The sequence below is a fragment of the Actinoalloteichus hoggarensis genome (assembly GCF_002234535.1).
In the GTDB taxonomy this organism is placed as follows: domain Bacteria; phylum Actinomycetota; class Actinomycetes; order Mycobacteriales; family Pseudonocardiaceae; genus Actinoalloteichus_A; species Actinoalloteichus_A hoggarensis.
Genome location: NZ_CP022521.1, coordinates 3,967,289 through 3,986,527, shown reverse-complemented (window position 1 = coordinate 3,986,527; position 19,239 = coordinate 3,967,289). Strand labels below are relative to the sequence as shown.

The following is a 19,239-nucleotide window of genomic DNA, read 5'->3' as shown; positions in this document are numbered from 1 at the left end:
GGACTGTCGGTCCCGGCCTCAGCGTCGGCGCAGCACGGCCGAGGGCTTGTTCCGGATCTCGTGGCTGATCAGATCACCCGTGGCGGCGTCGTACCGGTTGACGGCGCCCCAGAAGCGACGCCACCGGGGCATGACCAGCTCCGTCTCCACCTCGGCGCCGCCGGAGTCCCGCTTGGTCAGTTCGAACTCGGTCAGCTCCAAGGCGCCGCGTCCCGTGGTGCCGAGAGAGAGGAAGGGGAGGGACGACTCGGCCGAGGTGACGAACGTGGCTGGGTCGAACAGCAGCCACTGCATCCAGACGCCGCCGCGCAACAGATAACCGCGGGTGACGGTCCTGCCCTGAAACGTGCCGGTGAGGGACAGCCTGCTGCCCGCGCTCGTCACCGCCAGTCGGGTGTCCTCACCGGGGATCTCGCAGGTCCAGGCCGTGGTCACCAGATCAGGGCCCGCGGTCACGGTCTCGGTGCGCAGCACGTGTCCCTCGGCGTCGACATAGCGCAGCTCACGGACGCCCTCGGCGTCGAAGCGCGTGGTGTCGTACTGAACCGTGACGTCGCCTGCGACGGTGTTCCCGGTGGCGTCGGTGAACGTCAGGACGGCGGGGTCGGGTGCGGTGTAGTCGGACAGGGCGGGCACGTGCCGCTCCGGCGCGGTGAAGACGGTCCTGCCCTGGTGGAACACGCGGTCGATGTCGCCGACGTTCTCGATCTGGTCCAGCGGACTGCCGTTGAGCAGCAGCAGATCGGCCACCCGGCCCTCGGCGACGACGCCCCGGTCGGTGAGGCCCAGGAACTCGGCGGCGTCCGCCGTCGCGGCCCGGACGACGTCGGACTCCGACATGCCCGCCTCGACCATGCGCCGCAGTTCGCCGTGCAGCGTGTTCGCGGGCATCGCGCCCACCATGCTGTCGGTCCCCGCCACGATCGACACCCCGGCGCGATGCGCGAGCCCGAGGTTCCGGCTCGCCCGCTCCTCATGGGAGACGCCGTCGGGATCGCGTACCAGCGCCGCGATGGTCAGCGTCGGCACCAGCTTCGCTCCGCTGTCGGCCCAGCGTCGCAACGTCTCGGTGCCGACGAGGTCGTGCTCGATGACGCCGTGCTCGAAGCTGTCGACGCCCGCGTCGATCAGCACGTCGACGTCGTCCTGGTAATGGGTGTGCGCGCTGGCCGTCATGCCCAGCCGGGTCGCCTCGGCGACGATCGCCCTGGCCGTCTCCTCGGGGAGCTTGCCGAGCTCCACCCGGTCCTCGCCGTACAGGCCGCCCTGGTATACGAACTTGACGACGTCGACGCCCGCCGCGTGCAGTCGCCGGACCTGGGCGCGCGCGTCGTCGGGGGAGGCGGGATGGACGACCATGTGCCTGCGCAGCCAGGGGTTGTCCCGACAGACGGTCGTCTCCGGGTGCCCGCCCGGCGCCGTGAGCACGGGCCCCGCGACGACCATGTGCGGCCCGGAGGCTCGGCCGCTGTTGACGCGGTCGCGCAGTCGGAGGACCGGCTTGAGCGGATCGCCCATGCATCGGATCGCGGTGACGCCGTTGTGCAGCAGGTCGCGAAGGGCGCGGGCGAGCCGAAGCCTGCTGTGCAGGCGGCCGTGCAGTCCGTTGCGGACGGTGAGGAAGTCGAGATGCAGATGTGCGTCGATCAGTCCCGGCATCAGGGTCTTGCCCGCGCCGTCGATCACTCGAGCTCCGTCGATCGAGACACGGTCGTTCGTCATCCGGGCGATGCGGCCGTCGGCGATCACGACGTCGACGTCATGACGTTCGGTGCCGTCGCCGCAGACGACGTGCACGCCGCGGATCACGAGGGGGGAGGTGTCTGAGGAGCCGGTGCCGGACTGGGAACTCACGTCATATCGCCGATCGCGCCGAGGTAGGAAGTTATCGATTACTTACAACGCTAAGGTGGGTCGTATGAGCGAGTCAAGGCGGACGGCCGAGCAGCGGCGCGCGGCGGCCGTCGAGGCGGGACTGGCGGCCTTCGCCGATCACGGCCTGACGACCGCCGCCGTCACACGGGCGGCCCGGGAGATCGGCGTCTCCGCGCCGTACGTGTTCCGGCTCTTCGGTGGCAGACGAGGCTTCTTCCTCGCCTGTCTCGACCGGTTGGAGGAGTTGCAGATCGAGGCGTTCACCGGCGCGGACGCGGTGCCGGGGGAGAGCTTCGAGCAGATGGGCGCGCGGTTCCGCGCCCTCGCGGCGGGCGACGCGATCAGCGGCTTCTCCATCCAGGCGGTCGCCGTCGCGCGGACGGACCCCGCGGTGGCCGACCGGTATCGCCGACTGCTGTCCCGGGTCCTGCGGGCGGTGGCGCGGCACACCGGGGCGAGTCCGGCCGAGCTCACCGTGTTCCTCGCCCGCGGTGCGCTGATCGTGCAGTTCGAGGCGTTGTCGATGGACCTGGCGACTCTCACCAGCGACCAGGTCGTCGAGTCCCTGCTCGCGGACGAGGCACCCTGACGCAGGCCGGGCGCGTCGTCCGCGATCCGCCCCGGAGGCCTCGCGCGGTCGGTCCGTTCTCGTCGACGAGATCCGGTCGCCGGGTCCGACGACGTTCCCTCCGGCGCGGTGCCGAATCGGCCGTGCCTCCGAACGGACGGGGACTCCGGCGCGCGTCTCGGCGGCCCGGGCCCTCGCTCGCGCCGGATGCCGGTACCGGGCCGACACCCGGCGCCGACCCGGCCTCGCCGAGCGTGGCGTCGACCGTGCGGTGTGCTCGGCGCGGATCTCACCGCGCGGGCTGGGCTGACGGTACGAGTGCGGTCGTACGGGCGGACGGGATCGCGGTGGGACGGGCCGAGAGGCCGTGGCGGCCGACCCGGCGTCGCGCCCCCGCTTCCGACACGTCACCCGGCTGGACGTCGCGGATGCTGTGCGACGGCGCCGCCCGCACACCGCGTCCGCTGTTCTGCGATCATCGGCGTGGAGTCGGTTCGTACTCCGTCGGCCCTTCAGCGCAGGAGTCCCGCCGTGAGCGGCTCGGGTCCTGCCCTGAACGAACACGGCGGCCGTCGGGCGGAGCCGGGCCTAAGGTCGAGGTGCGGTGCCATCGACAGCGATGCGGGGAATGAGGAAACAGGCGACTATGACGGAGAACTCGACGCCCGAGATGCATGCCGGGTCCGGGCTCAATCTGAGCGACTCGGTGTTCGAACGACTTCTCCAGGAACGGATCATCTTCCTCGGGTCCGAGGTCAACGACGAGATCGCCAACCGGATCACCGCGCAGCTGCTGCTGCTGGCCGCCGAGGACGGCGAGAAGGACATCACCCTCTACATCAACTCTCCCGGCGGCTCGGTGTCGGCGGGCATGGCGATCTACGACACGATGCAGCTGATCGAGCCGGACGTCGCCACCTTCGCGATGGGCTTCGCGGCGTCGATGGGGCAGTTCCTGCTGTCCTCCGGCGCACCGGGCAAGCGGCATGTGCTCGCCCACGCACGGGTGCTGATGCACCAGCCGTCCGCGGGCCTGGGCGGCTCGGCCTCCGACGTGGCGATCCGGGCCGAGGTCTACTCGAAGATGAAGCGGCGGATGGCCGAGCTGATCGCCGAGCAGACCGGCCAGACGGTGGAGCGCATCACCAAGGACTCCGACCGGGACCGCTGGTTCACGGCGAAGGAGGCGCTGGAGTACGGCTTCGTCGACCACGTGGTCTCGCGCCCACAGCGCCCGCGACACGGCGCCTGAGCGGCGCTCCAGGACGATCCCGGCGGGGCCTGCCGTGCGGCGCCCCGACCGGGAGTCCTCGTGTCGTGCGTGGTCGGCCCGCAGGGGGACGGCACAGGCGGACCGAACCGATCCGACGCTGGTCTAGCCTGTGCGCGGACGGATACCTCGGTCGAACAGGGAGACGATGTCGGCGACGCGACTGCTGGTCCTCGGTGTGGTGCGGGGATTCGGAAGGGCGCACGGCTACCTGCTGCACACCGAGTTGTCATCCTGGGCCGCCGAGGGCTGGATCGACGTCAAATGGGGCTCGATCTACCACGGGCTGCGGCAACTGGCCAAGCTGGGACACCTGCGGGCCACCGAGATCGAGGCGTGGCCCGGCCGAGTCGACTATGAGCTGACCCCGGCGGGGGAGACCGAGTTCTTCCGGCTCCTTCGGGACGCCCTGCGGCGGGCGGAGCACCGTCCGGACGTGCTCGCCGCCGGCTTGGCGCTGATGCCCGCGCTGTCCCGTGACGAGGTGATCGCGTTGCTGCGGGAGCGGCTGGCCGCCTTGGAGGACGAGATCGCCGAGCTGCCTGCCGAGCCGTCGCCCCGTGACCCGCGTGACCGGCAGGCGCATCTCGACGAGTTGTCCGTCCTCAGCGGACACACCGCGCGCGGTGACGCCGAGTGGACCCGGCGGCTGATCGCGCGCCTGACCGACGGCGCCTACCTGTTGCGCGGGGACGGATCGGCGGCCGCAGGCGTCCCGGGGAGCTGGACGCTGTCCGGCGAGGCACGCGGCGACCGGCGCCGGTAGCGCCCGTCCGGGCGTGAGGGGCGCGCGGTGTTCGGCGTCCCGCTGTCGCGGGGTGCGAGAGAGCGATGTTCGTCGGTGGCGGACAGGCGGTGTCGGAGCGGGCGGCATCGTGGCGGGCCGTCGTGGCCGGACCGCCGTCGTCGGGCGCTCTCTCGCCGTGTCGTGGGCCGGGTGCCGCCGTCGGGGTCCTCGATGTGACAGGGCACGAGCGTATGGCGGTCGCGGCGGCGACGTCGCGGCCGGCCCCGCCGCTCGCCGCCGGCTCCTGCCGCGTCGTCCGACGTGCCTGGCGCGGTGTTCCGACCGGCGTGGCTCGGCCCTGGCCCTCGGCACCGGCGTCATCATCCGGTCGGTTCCCGCATGCGATGAGGTGACTCGTCCCGGCGTCGTCGGCGAGGCGCGGGCGGATTTCGCGGGTGTACTCAAGTTTGTGGATCGGACGGCGATGTTCTAGGTTGAGGAACCCCCGATCGCAGGTCCGCAACGGAGCCGAGCCGGCAACTCAAGCTTGAGCAACCGCGATTCGAGGGACCCGATCGAAGCGGTTCTCGACGTCGAGCGGCCACCGCTCGCCCGGAAACTCAAGTTTGAGTAGGAGCCGTGTGGGTCACCACTCGACACCACAGCCGTCGACGGGCGAACGCCGCCGTCGTCCCCGCGTGCTCGCGGCGTCCGAGCCGCCCGCTCCACACGCACACCCCCGGCCGGTCACGCAGGAAGGAACGTCATGACCACAGTCGACCTGGAGGCCCCGGCCCGTGCCTCCTCGACGCCCGCCCTCCCCGACACCCTCTCCGTGCGGGGCGCCCGCGTGCACAACCTGCGCGGGGTGGATCTGGACCTGCCGCATCGCAGCCTGATCGTCTTCACCGGGGTCTCCGGCTCCGGCAAGTCCTCGCTGGCCTTCGACACGATCTATGCCGAGGCGCAGCGCCGCCAGGTGCAGTCGATGACCAGCTTCGCCCGGCAGTTCATGAACGAGATGGAGAAGCCGGACGTCGACCGGCTCGACGGGCTCTGCTCCGCGGTCGCGGTGGACCAGCGCTCCTCGGCATCCCGGAACCCCCGGTCGACGGTCGGCACGGTGACCGAGGTCTACGACCTGATGCGGGTGCTGTGGGCCACGGTCGGCAGCGGTCACTGCACGGACTGCGCCGCCGCACTCGTCGATCGGGCCTGCCCGGCGGGGCACGACACCGCGCTGCCGGACCTGACGGGCCCGGCCTTCTCCTTCAACCTGCCCTTCGGCCGGTGCCCGGCGTGTCTGGGCCTGGGCAGCACTCGCGAGATCGACCCGGCGTTGGTGGTACCCGACGAGAGCCGATCGATCGACGAGGGCGCGGTGGCCCCGTGGCGCAACGCGCCCGCCGAACGAGCGGCCGCCGTCGCCGTGGTCGAACGGGCCGGTCGCAGCACGGCCGTCCCGTGGCGGACCCTTCCCTCCGACCTGCGCGAGACCCTCCTGCACGGTGTCGGCGGCTCCGGAGCCGACGGCGTCGCCGAGGACCGCGGCCAGGCGGCGGCCGGACGTCTCCCCGGGGTGATCCCCTGGCTGGAGCGGCGCCGCGCCTCGGCGGGCGAGGGCGCCGCCGACCCCGCCGAGCCGTATCTGCGCACCGTCGCCTGCCCCGATTGCGCCGGAGCGAGGCTGAACCCCGCCCAGGCCGCGGTGCGGGTCGGCGGTCTGGGCATCGCCGAGGCGTGCGCGCTGCCGGTCGCCGATGCCTTACGGTTCTTCGCAGGGTTGACGGTCGGCGACCGCGATCGACGGGTGATCGAGCAGGCCGTCATCGAGATCACCGACCGGCTGACCTTCCTGATCAAGGTCGGTCTCGGCTACCTGACCCTGGGCCGGACCGCCAGGACGCTCTCCGGCGGCGAGGCTCAGCGCATCCGGCTCGCGGGACAGCTGGGCACCCGACTGTTCGGTCTGCTCTACGTGCTCGACGAACCCACCGTGGGGCTGCACCCCGAGGACACCGCCGCGTTGATCACCACCTTGCGCGGGCTTCGGGACCTCGGCAACACCCTCATCGTGGTCGAGCACGACCACGCGGTGATCCGTGCCGCCGACCGGATGGTCGAGTTGGGGCCCGCCGCGGGCGAACTCGGCGGCAGGCTGATGTTCGCGGGCACCGCCGAGGAGCTGCTCGTCGACGACGACTCCCTCACCGGCCGATTCCTGCGCGACCCCGGCGGTGCGACGGCTCGCCCCGGCGGCGTGCCCCGGACACGGCGCACGCCCGGACCCGGTCGGGAGCTCGTGGTCCGGGGTGCCAGGGCGAACAACCTGCGCGACGTCGACGTCACGCTGCCGCTGGGCATGCTGGTCGCCGTCAGCGGGGTATCGGGCGCGGGCAAGTCGACGCTGGTCGACGAGATCCTGTGTCGGGCGGCCGACCGCGCGCTCGGCGGCGACGCCCCGCCGCCGGGCGACCACGACGAGGTGCTCGGTCTCGCCTCGATCGACCGGGTCATCCGCGTCGACCAGTCGCCGATCGGCCGTTCGGCGCGATCCACCCCCGCGACCTACACCGGCATCCTCGACACCGTTCGCAAGGTGTTCGCGCAGACCGACGAGGCACGGCGGCGCGGTTTCAAACCCGGTCGCTTCTCCTTCAACTCCCCGGGCGGCCGTTGTGCGGCCTGCTCGGGTGACGGCACCGTGCGAGTCGAGATGGGCTTCCTGCCCGATGTCTTCCTGCCCTGCGACGTCTGCCACGGCGCGCGGTTCGACGACGCGACGCTGGCCGTTCGCCATCGGGGACGGTCGATCGCCGACGTCCTGGCGATGTCGGTGGACGAGGCCGCCGAGTTCTTCGCCGACCTCGGTGCGGCCGCCCGGCCGCTGCGCGTGCTGGCCGAGGTCGGCCTCGGCTATCTTCGGCTCGGCCAGCCGGGCAACACCCTCTCCGGCGGGGAGGCGCAGCGGATCAAGCTCGCCAACGAGCTTCAGCGCAGGCCGGGCAGGCACACGCTCTACCTGCTGGACGAGCCGACCACCGGACTGCACTCCTCGGACGTCGCCCGGCTGGCGGGCGTGCTGCACGATCTGGTCGCGGCGGGACACAGCGTGGTGGCCGTCTCGCACAGCATGGAGGTGGTGGCCGCCGCCGACTGGGTGGTGGACCTCGGTCCGGGCGGCGGCGCCGACGGCGGCCTGGTCGTCGCCGAGGGAACACCCGAGGCCGTCGCGGCGGGCGACGGCGCCACCGCACGTCATCTCCGGGGGCTGCTCCGCGGCTGAGCGGCGTCCGGGCCCGGCGGCGGGTTCCGCGAACGGGACCCGCCGCCCGACGCGGCGCGGATCACCAGTCGTGCATCGTCCCGTCCCGCAACCGGTTCACCGGCAGGTAGGCGGGCTCGTACGGGAAGGCCGCCGCGGCCTCGCGGTCCAGCCGCACGCCGAGACCGGGCGTCTCACCGGGATGCAGATAGCCGTCGGTGAACGTGTAGTCGTGCTGGAAGACCCGGTAGGTGTCCTCGGTGTGCGGCATGAACTCCTGGATGCCGAAGTTGTGGATCGCCAGGTCCAGGTGCAGCCCGGCGGCCATGCCGACCGGCGAGATGTCGGTGGGCCCGTGGATGCCGGACTTCACCTGGTAGAGCGCCGCGTAGTCGAAGAGCTTGCGCATCGGCGTGATCCCGCCGGTGTGCGTGACCGCCGAGCGGACGTAGTCGATCAGCTGCTCGCGGATCAGGATCTGGTAGTCCACCACGGAGTTGAAGACCTCGCCGATCGCCAGCGGGGTCGTGGTGTGGTGGCGCACCAGTCGCAGGGACTCCTGATTCTCCGCGGGCGTGCAGTCCTCCATCCAGAACAGGTCGTAGGGCTCTAACGACTTGCCGAGCCTGGCCGCCTGAATCGGCGTCAGTCGGTGGTGCACGTCGTGCAGCAGCGGCAGATCGGGGCCGAACTCGTTGCGCACCGCCTCGAACACGGTCGGCAGGTGCCGCAGGTAGGCGCGGGTGTCCCACACCTCCTCGGAAGGCACCGGGTGCCTGCGGGCGGGTTCGTAGTCGTAGCGGCCCGTCCCGCCGATCGTGCTGCCCGCGCCGATGCCGTAGATGGTGCCCAGGCCCGGCACCGCGGACTGGACGCGGATCGACTTGTAGCCCTCGTCGAGGTGGGCGCGGATCGAGTCGAACAGCTCGGGAAGGTCTCGGCCGCTGGCGTGTCCGTAGGCGCGGATGCCGGTGCGGCTGGCCCCGCCGAGCAGCTGATAGAGCGGCATCCCGGCCGCCTGGGCCTTGATGTCCCACAACGCCACGTCGACGGCGGCGACGGCCGCCATCGTCACGGGACCGCGCCGCCAGTAGGCGCCGCGGTGCAGGTACTGCCAGGTGTCCTCGATCCGATGGGCGTCCCGGCCGATCAGCAGCGGGACGACGTGATCGGTCAGATAGCTGGCGACGGCGAGCTCCCGGCCGTTCAGCGTTCCGTCGCCGTAGCCGCGCAGCCCGTCCTCGGTGGTGATCTCCAGGGTGACGAAGTTGCGGCCGGGGCTGGTGACGACGACTTCGGCGTTGACGATCCGCATGTGAATCCTTTCGTGATGGCGACGTCGACGCGACGAGGCCGAGTCGACTCTTCTGGTGCGATGCCGACGTCGTCGCCGGTGCGACCGGCCGGGTGTCGTCGGCATCGGGGGACCGTGATCGCCCGAGGACGAGCCTGCGTGACGGTCACCCCTTCGTGGCTCCCGCGGTGAGGCCCGCGACGAGATACCGCTGCCCGAAGACGGCCGCGAGGATGACGGGCACGCTCATCAGCGTGGACGCCGCCATCAGGCCGCCCCAGTCGACGCTGGCATAGGACATGAAGTTGAACAGCGCCACCGGCAGCGTCTTGGTGGACTCGTCGGACAGGATCAGAGCGAACATGAAGTTGTTCCAGCTGAACACCAGCGCCAGCACACAGGCGGTCGCGGTGCCGGGCGCCGCCAGCGGCAGCGAGATCCGCCGGAAGGCGCCGAACGCGGAGAGGCCGTCGACGCGACCCGCCTCCTCCAGTTCGGCGGGCAGACCGGAGAAGAATCCGATCATGATCCAGGTGATCAGCGGAACCGAGACGAACATGTGGCTGAGCACCAGCACGGTGTATCCGCCGACCATCTCCAGCCGGGCGAACAGGTAGTACCAGGGCACCAGCAGCGACACGGCCGGGATGATGCGCGCGATCAGCACCCAGTTGCCCGCCCGTTGCATGGCGAACCGCCCGATGGCCCAGGCGGCGGGCACCGCGATGAGCGCGGAGAGCACCGTCGAGACGATGCCGACGATCGCGGAGTTCAGCATCGCGGGGAGGAACACGCCCTCGCTCACGACGTTGCGGAAGTTCTGCGTGGTCGGGGTGAACACCACCGCGTCCGCTGGATTGCCGATCTGCACGTTGGTCTTGAACGCGGCGAGCACCATCCAGATCAGCGGCGCGGCGAACACCGCGCTGACCAGGGCGATCCCGGCGAGCCGCAGACCGTTGAGCGTGCGGCGGCGTCGGTGGTGTCCCCGGACCCCGGCGGAGGGCGCGGAGGTGGGCGTGGGATTCGGCGACAGGACGGTCATCAGGAGGCCTTCGATGAACGGCGCCGGAGCGCGAGGACGATCAGGACGATGATGACGGTGAAGACGACGAGGACCGCCGCGGCGAGCCCGTACTCCTGGTAGTCGAACGTCAGTCCGTAGGCGTAGATGTTGAGCGTCTCCGCCTCATGGCTCGATCCGCCGCCGGGTCCCTTGGTCGCGTAGATCAGATCGAACGTCTTGAGCGCGTCGACGCTGCGCAGGACCAGCGCGGTGATGATCGTGGTGGTCAGCATGGGCAGCGTGACGTGCCGGAACCGTTGCCAGGGCGAGGCTCCGTCGACGAGCGCCGCCTCGTCCGGCTCGGTGGGCAGCGTGCTCAGGCCCGCCAACAGCAGCAGCGTCATCATCGGGGTCCACTGCCAGACGTCGATGAGCACCAGCGTCGGCAGCGACTGGGCGATCGAGCCGAGGAACGGCTGTGGCGGGATGCCGACGAAGCCCAGCAGCGTGTTGGCGATGCCGGTCGTGGGGTCGAGGATGAGCAGCCACAGCACGCCCACGGCGACCGGCGTGGCCAGCAGCGGCACCATCATGATGGTGCGCACCCAGCGCATGCCCCGGAACGGTCGGCGCAGCAGCATCGCCAGGGCGAGGCCCAGGGTCAGTTCCAGCGCGACGGCGGCGAGGGTGAAGACGACCGTGCGGCCGACGGCAGGCCAGAAGCGACGCATGTCGCTCAGCGAGTCGGTGAAGTTCAGCAGGCCGACGAAGGAGCTGTCGGCGTTCACCGCGCCGAAGGCGTCGGTCAGGCTGAGATAGACGGTGTAGAGGATCGGGAAGACGATCATCACGCCGATGAAGATCAGCGCCGGGGCGAGCATCGTCCACTTGAGACGACGGTTCTCCTGCTCGAGTGTTCGAATGGCCATGTCAGAGCTGCCTCTGTCGTGCGTCGCGGACCAGGAAGTCGTCGAACTCCGCCGAGGCGTCTCGCGCGGACGAGGCGACGTCGTCGCCGAGGATGCTCGCCACGATCGGCCGTCCGACGATGTCGCGGGCCCGACCGACCTGGACCACGTCGGGTCGGTCGGCCCCGACCCCGGTCGCGATGCCCGCGGCCATCGACTCGGCGAGATCCGGCGGGAAGGAGGCCAGACTCGCCTCGTCCGCCCAGGCGGAGTCCCTGGCGCTGGGCACGCCCTCGTTCTGCAGCCGCAGCGTCATCTCCGGGCCGCTGGCCCAGCGGATGAACTCCCAGGCGGCGTCCCTGCGCTCCGAGAACACGTTCACGGTCAAGCCCCACGACGGGATGTTGAAGGGGCGCGAGCCCGCGGGGCCCGCCGGGAAGGCGGCGAACCCCGTACGGTCGCCGACCAGTGAGGTCGCCGGGTCGATGAAGTTCTGATAGACCGCGTCGGCGTCGATCGCGAAGACGGCCTTGCCCTGGGCGAAGATCGGCGTGATCTGCTCCAGGGTCATGTTGGTGGAGCCGATGGGCCCGACCTCACGCAGCAGGCGCCCGTAGTACTCGTAGGCGGCCAGGGCCTCCGGCGAGCCGACCCCGGAGCGGCCGTCGACGATGAAGTCCCCGCCGAACGAGTACAGGTAGCTGGAGAACATGCTCACCGCGCCCGCCCGCTGCCCTCGGCCCGTGAAACCGTGCAGGCCCGCGCCGGGATCGTGCAGCCTGCGGGCCGTCTCCAGCATCTCGGTGAGCGTCGTCGGCGGCGCGTCGACGAGATCACGGCGGTAGTACAGCGTCGGGCGCTCGCTGATGATCGGGACGCCGAAGATCCGGCCGTCGATCGTGACCCGCTCCTTCGCCGCGTCCTGGACGTCGTCCCAGTCGTAATCCGGGTCGGACTCCACGAGGTCGTTCAACTCGGCGAGCCAGCCGTTGCGGGCGAACAGGAGCTGCTCCTGTAACGGCCGGTACATCATGACGTCGAGGTCGGGGGCGCTGGCGTTCAACTTGACGTTGTAGGTGTTCGACAGCTGGTCCGAGGTCATCGTCGAGACGAGCACCCGGCGGCCGGCGAGGTCCTCGAACTCCTCGATCTTCGGCCGCACGGCGTCGGTCCACACGTGGTTGACCATGGCCACCCGCAGCGGGCCGTTCGCTCCGCCCCCCGATCGGCCGCACCCGGCGAGTCCGAGCGCACCCGAACCCAGGACCGCGCTCAGTCCCAGTATTCGCAGGGCTTCGCGTCGCTTCAGCATCGTTGCCTCCAGCTCAGTTCACTGCCGATCTCACCCGGGCCGCGGGCTCGCGAGCGTCGTCGCCGCGGCCCGGTCTCCGCCCGGGGTGAAGCGGGGATGCCCTTCTCGACGGGGCGTCGACTCGCCGTCGTCGGTGGTCGGTCGTGGCCAGACTCGGTCTGCCTGGCGGGTAAGCGTGTTCGTCGGAGGCGCGTGGCGGGTCGCCGCGGGTACTCCGCCCCGCCGGGCACCGCGGGACGACGTCGGTTCGGTGCCGCGGCGCCCACGACGAGGCCGCTTCCGAGCGAGGGCCGGCCGCCTGAGAGTCGTCAGAACCCGAGGACGGCCGCGGAGCGCGGGGCGTCGGTCGACGTCATCGTCCGGGGGACAGGGCGGGGTGGCCGCCTGCCCGGCCGGTCACGGTGTCGATTCCGGCGATTCGGCGGCAGGACCGCCGCCGAGGGCGTCCCGAGCCGTCGACCGGGCCGCGGGGGTGTGCGGCGCCGTCCTAGGCGAGCGGATCACCGTCGACCGGATGACGGTCGGACTCGCGGTCGCGGGTCGTCCACCCGAGGACCGCCCGCGCAGCCCGGTTCTCGGTTCGAAGATGACATCGGACATGCGTCCCCCGTTCGCCGTTGCCGCCGACGTTGACCACATATGTGAACCGTGGTCAGATTTCTGGAAGATACGGCATCGATCTCCGCTGCGGAAGGGTCGCGGGGATCGGGAGGAAACCGTGAGATCGCGAGACGAGGAGACCGGAATGGCCCTGGACCCCGGCGGTGGAGCGCACGCTCCGGTCAAGTCCGCGGACCGGGTGCTGGCGATTCTGGAATGCCTGGCGGAGCACGGCGAGCTGACGCTCGGCGAGCTGCGGACCCGGCTCGACATTCCGAAGTCCAGCCTGCACGCCCTGCTGCACACCCTGCTTGACCGGCGGTGGATCGACCAGGACGGCTCCCGCACCCGCTTCTCCCTCGGCGTGCGCGCTCTCCAGATCGGCACCGCCTACGTGGACGCCGATCCGGTCACCGCCCGATGTCAGGAGGCGCTCGACGAGATCGCGCGGCGGACCGGGGAGGCCGTCCACCTCGGCAGGCTCGACGGCGCCGACGTCGTCTACCTCGCCAAGCGCGAGTCGGTACATCCACTTCGGCTGTTTTCGGCCATCGGCCGCAGACTGCCCGCCCACGCGACGGCGCTGGGCAAGGCGATGCTGGCCTGCCTGCCACCGGAGGACGTCCGACGCATCGTCGGCCCACGCCTGGAGGCGCTCACCGCCGCCACCCGGACCGACGTCGACACCCTGCTCGCCGAACTGAGCCAGGCCGCCGAGCGCGGCTGGGCGAGCGAGTACGAGGAGAACGAGCCGGGCGTGTCCTGCGTCGCGGTGCCGTTACGGCTCGGCCAGGCGTCCCTGGACGCGATCAGTGTGACGGCGCCCTCGGCTCGATGGAACGAGACGACCACCCCGCGGATCCTCGCCGCGCTGACCAGCGTCAGAGACGAGTTGGAACGGTTCGCGTCGCCGCGGCGGCGGTAGCCGTGGTCGTCGCCGTGTCGGACGACGCCGCGGAACCGGCCCGGCGGAGTCGGCTCGGCGGACGCCCGGTGCCCAGGGCGGACCGCGGGCGAGCAGGCCCCGGCGCTCCAGACGGTCGAAGATCACGCCGAGAGCGGAATCGCCGTCCCGCCGATCGCGTCACCTGAGAGAGTGTCGGCATGACGGATCTGGGGTTTCGCGGCGAGGTGGCCGATTACTACCAGCGTTATCGACGGGGCTATCCGGACGAGGTGATCGACGCGCTGACGGCCGTCTTCGGGCTGACCGGCGACGACGTGGTCCTCGATCTCGGCTGCGGCACCGGCCAGCTCACTCTGCCGTTGGCCGCGCGAGTCCGCTCGGTGATCGGCATGGACCCGGAGCCGGACATGCTGCTGGCTGGTCGGCGGGCCGCCGCCGACCAGGGCACGACCAACGTGAACTGGCTGATCGGCGCCGACTCGGATCTGCCTGCCCTCGGCGCTCTGCTGGGCGCCGGGTCGCTGGGTGCCGTGACCATCGGTCAGGCACTGCACTGGATGGACCGGGACACGCTGTTCCCCATGCTGTCCTCGCTGGTGCGGCCGGGCGGCGGGGTGGCCGTGGTGACCAACGGGACCCCGTTGTGGCTCCAGGAGACCGACTGGTCACGGGCGCTGCGCGCCCTCCTGGAACATCGGCGGGGACAGCGGCTCACCCGCACCTGTGGATCCGACGAGGCGACGCGGCGGGCGTACCACGCCGACCTGGTCACCGCGGGCTTCCAGACCGAGACGACCGAGATCGACTACTCGGACGTGCTGTCGAGCGACGACATCGTCGGCGGCGTCCTGTCCGCCCTCCCGGTCGACCGCCTGCCCGTCCCCGCCGACCGCCCGGGCTTCGCCGAGGAGATCCACCGGGCGCTGGAGCCGCACGCGCCGTTCGTGGAGGAGGTGACCGTGACGGTGCTGACCGGACGCAGGGGGTAGCCGTCCCGCTTGCTCGGGCCGGGACGCGGGTCGCGATCGGCGTCGGGCCCGGCCTCACCGGGGGTCCTGGCGGGGCGGCACGGGTCTCGCCGACGTCGTCCCGGCAGGGCCGGCCTGCCTCGCCGCGGCACCGCCGACCTCGCGGGCGGCCTGCCCGACGGCCGACCCCGTCAGACCGTCGCCTCGTCGACTCCGGTCAGTTCGGTCAGTTCCGTGAGGACCTCGGCTGCGGTCGCCGGGTCGAGATCCCCGAAGGAACCGGCCGACTTCCGATCCCCCCAGCCCGCGCCGGACTCGTCCTCCAGTCGCACCCGGCGTAACCGACGCCGCCCCGACACCGAGTCGCCCAGCTCCACGACCACGGTGCGGTTCACGGCGGTCCGGCGGACGAGGAACCGGTACGAGCCGTCGCCCTGCCATCCCGCCCCCACCGGCCGCTCGCGCCGCGCAGGGACCGGCCGAGCACGGTGGTGGGAACGGAGCGATCCTGGAATCGAACCAGCTCGGTCGCCGCGCGCTCGGCAGCGGTCAGCACAGGAATCGGCTTGCCCAACTGGGGAAACGGCTGGATGATCTCGTATTCACCGAAGATCTTCGCCCACCGATCCAGGTCGGCGCGGAGCCGTACGGGGTGGGCGACGGTGACGGTCGGGAGGTCGCTCACCGTGAGCTCGTCGTCCTCGACGTCGGCGAAGGTGCGGTCCTCGGCGACGCGGAACGCGACCGGTTCCCCACCGGGTTCCGTCGCCAGCCACACCAGGCCGCGCAGTAGCGGCCAGAGCATCGGGTGCGCCACCAGACCGCGGAATCGCGACGCGGACCGCGTCCGGCCCAGGCGGGCGAGCGCCGCCGGCCACGTGCCGTCCCGCCCGCGGATCGCGGTGGTCGCGCCGCTCCGGCCGGACGCGCGGGACATCGTCGGCAGTGGGTGATCACGCGATCTGTCCGGCTTCGGTCAGCGTGGTCAGATCGGCGATGACCTCCGCCGCGGTCGCGGAGTCGAGGTCACCGAAGGGACGTCCTGCCTGGCGATCCCCCCAGCCGCCACCGGGCTCGTCGTGGAGCCGGATTCGGTGTATCCGCCGCCTCCCCGCAGGCGACACGTCCAGTTCGACGACCACCGTCCGGTCGCCGGTCTCTCGGATGAGCGCACGGTAAGAGCCGTCGGGGCGCAGTCCGGCCTTCTGCCAGGCGTGGGAGGGATGAGTGAGCCTGCGGAGGGCGGCGCCGGTCAGGACGAGCCCGTGGAACCGCGCCAGTTCGCTCGCTCCCCGCTCGTCGTCGGTCAGCGCGGGTACCGGCCTGCCCAGCTGAGGGAAGGGCTGCAGGATCTCGTACTCGCTGAACGTCTTCGCCCAACGATCGAGGCCCGCGCCCAGCCGTGCGGGATGGGCGGGGGAGACGGTCGCCGCATCGGTGACGGCGAGTTCATCGTCGTCGACGTCGGCGAAGGTCCGGTCCTCGGCGACCCGGAACGCCACCGGCTTCCGGCCGGGTTCGACCGCGAGCCACACCAGACCGCGTGACACCGGCCACAACACGGGATGGTGCAGTCCTTCTCGAAACAGTGCCACCGGCTGCGGCACCGGTCGGGTCATCTCGTCGGTCAGCCTCCGGACCTGGTCGTCGACGACGGCTCGCAGTTCGGCGCGGAGCACTCGAATCCGGTCCTGCCCCGCCTGTGCCCGTTCGTGGTCGTCACTCGCCAGGACGGCGGGCAGGGTCTTGCGGACGGCGCCGGTCTCGTCGGTGACGACGAGTTGAAGACCGTCGTCGATGCTCACGCTGAAGCGTCGCCGTCCGTAGTCCACGGTCTGCCGCCCGTCGGGACCGAACCCGAGGCGGGGCACCGTCCGCTGTGCCAGCTGGGCGAGTCCGAGGCCGCGTCGACCGGCCTCGATGGTCAACCAGAGTCGTGCCTGATCCTGCTGACGTTCGGTCCGGTCACGCCGGTCGACGCGCTGGAGGTGGGTGAGCGCGGCGTCGGTGCCGATCTCGGCGAGCGCGCGCACGACCGCGACGTTCCTGGCGGCCCCGACGACCCGTGCACGGCCCGAGATGATCCCGGCGATCCGGCGGGCCGTCTCGTCATCCCCTAGGAGCCCGAGCGCGGTCACCGCCCAGTCCGAGACGTCGGCGCCCGCGCGCTGCTCCCATCCCGTCCGTTCCCGTCGGTCCGTCTTCTCCTTGATCTGATGAAGCCGCCAGACGAACTCGCCCAGCGACGCCGTGTCACAGGACGCCCGGATCGCCACGAGGAGCGGATGGGATCGCCGCATGCCGCGCGTCGCCAGGACGGTCAGCAAGGTGAGGATCGCGGTGCGGGGGAGGGTATGTCGCCCGTCGGAGAGCAGGATCGGCGGCAGCAGCACGGGATCCGCCCAGTCGCCGACCACCGGCTGCCGCGCGGCACGCCCGGACATCGGATCGGTGTCCAGGGGGTCGACGGCCGTCAGTCTCGCGACGACCTCGCCCGCCGCCTCCCCGTACAACCGCGCGGCATCGGCGGTGACGGCCTCCTCGTGTCCGTCGGCGGCGACGCGCAGTGCGGCCCGCGCCCGTGTCCGCCCCCGTCCGTCGCCGCCGAGCGCCGCGGGCAGCAGCAGCCGCGCGGCATGGACGCCGTGCCGAGCCAGCCAGGCCGACGCCACGGTCCGCACCGTGGCACTCCGGGAGAACAGCTCGGCCATCAACTCGGCCACCGCGGCGTCGCGAAAGGGTAAGAGGGATACCGCGCAGGTGAGAGGCTGTTCGGCGGCCATCCGCCGGAGAGTCGGCAGCACTGCGACGCCGTGGCGACCGGCGAGCCTCCGCGCGTGGCGCCCGATGTCCCAGGAGTAGTCGGGGTGCCACTCCGCGAGCATCGGGCCGACCAGTGTGGCAGGCCCCTCGGCGAACAGACGGACTGATTTCGAGTCGGACAGGGCGCCCCGGCGATGGGCATCGGCGACCGACGCCCAGTCCGCGAAGGCTTCGTCCCAATCGTGATAGGCCTCGGCCGCTCGATGCCGAGCCCACGCGTGCTGTTCGCCCGGCAACCAGTGTGCGCTCGGCGGTTCGGTGGGCGGCACGGGCAGATCGAAGATCGCCGGTACCGGCGACGCAGGCGTGGTCCGGGTCCACGGGACGACGGTCAGTGGCGTGGGCACGGCGTCGTCCGCTGCCACTCGATACCGGTTGTTCGCCTGGATCGTCGTCGCGAGCCGGTCGGCGGCCGCGCCGGACAGCGTGCTGAGGACCTCGGCGGCGAGCGCCGGATTCGCCGCGGCGAGATTGCGGGACAGCCGACCGGCCGCCGTCGACGCGCTCGCCTGCACGCCTGCCAGCAGCCGCAGGCCACGGCGCGGGAAGCGGCGCACCGCCGTCGCCACCGCCGCGCCCACGTCCCACTCCTCCTCGGAGGTGTGCGTCAGCGCGGTGAAGGCGGCATCCGCCGGAAGCGCCGCCAAGATCGCGGCGGCGACGTCCCGTGCCGCCGGCACCGCCGGTACCCGGCCGTCGCCGAGGGGTCTGCCGTGAAGGAGCGTGGTGGCGAGTCCGATCAGCACGGTGTAGTCGTCGAGGCCGTCCGCGGCCGTGCACAACAGGCTCCACCACTGTTCGGTGCTCGCGTTCCTGTCGGCCGCCAGCGCGGTGAGCAGTCGGGAGCCGTCGGCCGCGGACCGAGTGGTGCGGGCCAGCAGGGAGTCGACGGCCGTGATCCCCCTGCTACCCGAGCCCGCTGCTCCGGCTCCGAGCCAGGACTGCTCGGTGGGCAGCAGAAAAGCGGTGACGGTCCGCTGGAACTCGCCGCGTCGCCGCGCCGCCAAGGCGATGCCCGCGGCGACGTAGTCCGCCTCGTCCGCATGGGCCAGCAGGGCGCGGACCCGCCGGGCGACGGGTTCGGCGGGCCAGCGCGCCGGATGCTGCTCACCGGCGCTCCTCGGGCGAGGACCCAGCGGGGGTGCCTGCGTGTCCATGCCGGGGCCCGTGGTCTCGGCCGACCTGGCCGAGCCCGACTGCTTGGGGATGCCCGCCGAGACGGTGAGGTCGGCGAGCTCGGCGACGGCCTCGGCGGCGAACACGATCCCGTGACTCGACGCCCAGGCGTCGGCGAACACCGCGAGGCCGCCGAGCCTGGCGTCCGCCAAGGTGGTGGTCACGACTCCGGCGACGACGGCCGCGCCCAGCGGAGTCGCGATCCCGGCGAGCTGGTCACGTGCGGCCGCCACGCAGTCTCCGTCGGCGGTCGGCCCGGCCAGGACCGTTTCCAGCGTGGTGGCGGCGTCGGCGACCAGCTTCGCCGCCTTCGCCGCGGCCTTGGGCACCGGCGTGAGCGCTGGGAGGCTGCGCCCGTCGCGACGTGGGTCGATGTGCGGGTGCCATTCGACCGGGATGCGGAGGACGTCCTCGTCGTCGGCGGTCACGGCGGCTCCTTCGGGAGGGGTACGGCGTCGTCGGCGCGAGCGTGGTCCGGCGGGTGCGTCTCGGTTCGGCCCGTCGATCACGCCGGTCGTTCGACCGTCAAGTCCTTGATCA

The 19,239-nt window shown here is 71.7% G+C and carries 14 protein-coding genes; 6 read left to right on the top strand and 8 right to left on the bottom strand.

Annotation, left to right across the window (positions count from 1 at the left end; genetic code table 11):
- Positions 1–18 precede the first annotated feature (18 nt).
- Positions 19–1,854 carry an amidohydrolase family protein gene (locus AHOG_RS17005; protein WP_093942240.1) on the bottom strand — a complete coding sequence of 612 codons (1,836 nt, stop codon included), beginning with the start codon at positions 1,852–1,854 and terminating at the stop codon, positions 19–21.
- Between the two features lie 64 nt (positions 1,855–1,918).
- Here AHOG_RS17005 and AHOG_RS17000 point away from each other — a divergent pair, with 64 nt between their 5' ends.
- The 4 genes from AHOG_RS17000 to uvrA all read left to right on the top strand — a co-directional run bounded on the left by AHOG_RS17000 (position 1,919) and on the right by uvrA (position 7,726).
- Positions 1,919–2,464, top strand: a complete 546-nt coding sequence (locus AHOG_RS17000; RefSeq protein ID WP_093942239.1) for a hypothetical protein — start codon at positions 1,919–1,921, stop codon at positions 2,462–2,464.
- Positions 2,465–3,089: 625 nt separating this feature from the next.
- The gene (locus AHOG_RS16995; protein WP_093942238.1) at positions 3,090–3,695 is read left to right on the top strand and encodes an ATP-dependent Clp protease proteolytic subunit; all 606 of its coding nucleotides are present in this window, start codon (positions 3,090–3,092) and stop codon (positions 3,693–3,695) included.
- Positions 3,696–3,861: 166 nt separating this feature from the next.
- Positions 3,862–4,479: a PadR family transcriptional regulator gene (locus tag AHOG_RS16990; RefSeq protein WP_093942237.1), complete on the top strand. Its 618-nt coding sequence runs from the start codon at positions 3,862–3,864 to the stop codon at positions 4,477–4,479.
- A gap of 727 nt (positions 4,480–5,206) precedes the next feature.
- A complete protein-coding gene (gene uvrA / locus AHOG_RS16985; RefSeq protein ID WP_093942236.1) occupies positions 5,207–7,726 on the top strand; it encodes an excinuclease ABC subunit UvrA in 2,520 nt (839 codons plus the stop codon).
- A gap of 61 nt (positions 7,727–7,787) precedes the next feature.
- Here uvrA and manD read toward each other — a convergent pair whose 3' ends face one another.
- From manD to AHOG_RS16965, 4 genes are all read right to left on the bottom strand, one after another.
- The gene (gene manD / locus AHOG_RS16980; protein WP_093942235.1) at positions 7,788–9,020 is read right to left on the bottom strand and encodes a D-mannonate dehydratase ManD; all 1,233 of its coding nucleotides are present in this window, start codon (positions 9,018–9,020) and stop codon (positions 7,788–7,790) included.
- A gap of 145 nt (positions 9,021–9,165) precedes the next feature.
- A complete protein-coding gene (locus AHOG_RS16975) occupies positions 9,166–10,044 on the bottom strand; it encodes a carbohydrate ABC transporter permease (protein ID WP_093942234.1) in 879 nt (292 codons plus the stop codon).
- Positions 10,044–10,934 carry a carbohydrate ABC transporter permease gene (locus tag AHOG_RS16970; protein ID WP_093942233.1) on the bottom strand — a complete coding sequence of 297 codons (891 nt, stop codon included), beginning with the start codon at positions 10,932–10,934 and terminating at the stop codon, positions 10,044–10,046. Before AHOG_RS16970 ends, AHOG_RS16975 begins: the two co-directional genes overlap by 1 nt.
- A 1-nt stretch (position 10,935) precedes the next feature.
- The gene (locus tag AHOG_RS16965; protein WP_093942232.1) at positions 10,936–12,225 is read right to left on the bottom strand and encodes an ABC transporter substrate-binding protein; all 1,290 of its coding nucleotides are present in this window, start codon (positions 12,223–12,225) and stop codon (positions 10,936–10,938) included.
- 718 nt (positions 12,226–12,943) lie between these two features.
- Here AHOG_RS16965 and AHOG_RS16960 point away from each other — a divergent pair.
- Together AHOG_RS16960 and AHOG_RS16955 are read left to right on the top strand one after the other, a co-directional pair.
- Complete coding sequence (locus AHOG_RS16960) at positions 12,944–13,750, top strand: IclR family transcriptional regulator (RefSeq protein ID WP_211290425.1); 807 nt, start codon at positions 12,944–12,946, stop codon at positions 13,748–13,750.
- A gap of 179 nt (positions 13,751–13,929) precedes the next feature.
- Positions 13,930–14,721 carry a class I SAM-dependent methyltransferase gene (locus AHOG_RS16955; RefSeq protein ID WP_093942230.1) on the top strand — a complete coding sequence of 264 codons (792 nt, stop codon included), beginning with the start codon at positions 13,930–13,932 and terminating at the stop codon, positions 14,719–14,721.
- 170 nt (positions 14,722–14,891) lie between these two features.
- On the opposite strand, the gene AHOG_RS16950 is transcribed toward AHOG_RS16955, so the two are convergent.
- Genes AHOG_RS16950 through AHOG_RS16940 form a run of 3 tightly spaced genes read right to left on the bottom strand, consistent with a single transcriptional unit; the run spans position 14,892 to position 19,127 of the window.
- Positions 14,892–15,095, bottom strand: coding sequence for a hypothetical protein (locus tag AHOG_RS16950; RefSeq protein WP_093942229.1), 204 nt, complete (start codon positions 15,093–15,095; stop codon positions 14,892–14,894).
- The gene (locus AHOG_RS16945; protein ID WP_093942228.1) at positions 15,092–15,637 is read right to left on the bottom strand and encodes a DUF4132 domain-containing protein; all 546 of its coding nucleotides are present in this window, start codon (positions 15,635–15,637) and stop codon (positions 15,092–15,094) included. The genes AHOG_RS16950 and AHOG_RS16945 overlap by 4 nt, the downstream gene beginning before the upstream one ends.
- A gap of 16 nt (positions 15,638–15,653) precedes the next feature.
- Positions 15,654–19,127, bottom strand: coding sequence for a DUF4132 domain-containing protein (locus tag AHOG_RS16940; RefSeq protein ID WP_093942227.1), 3,474 nt, complete (start codon positions 19,125–19,127; stop codon positions 15,654–15,656).
- Positions 19,128–19,239: the final 112 nt, after the last annotated feature.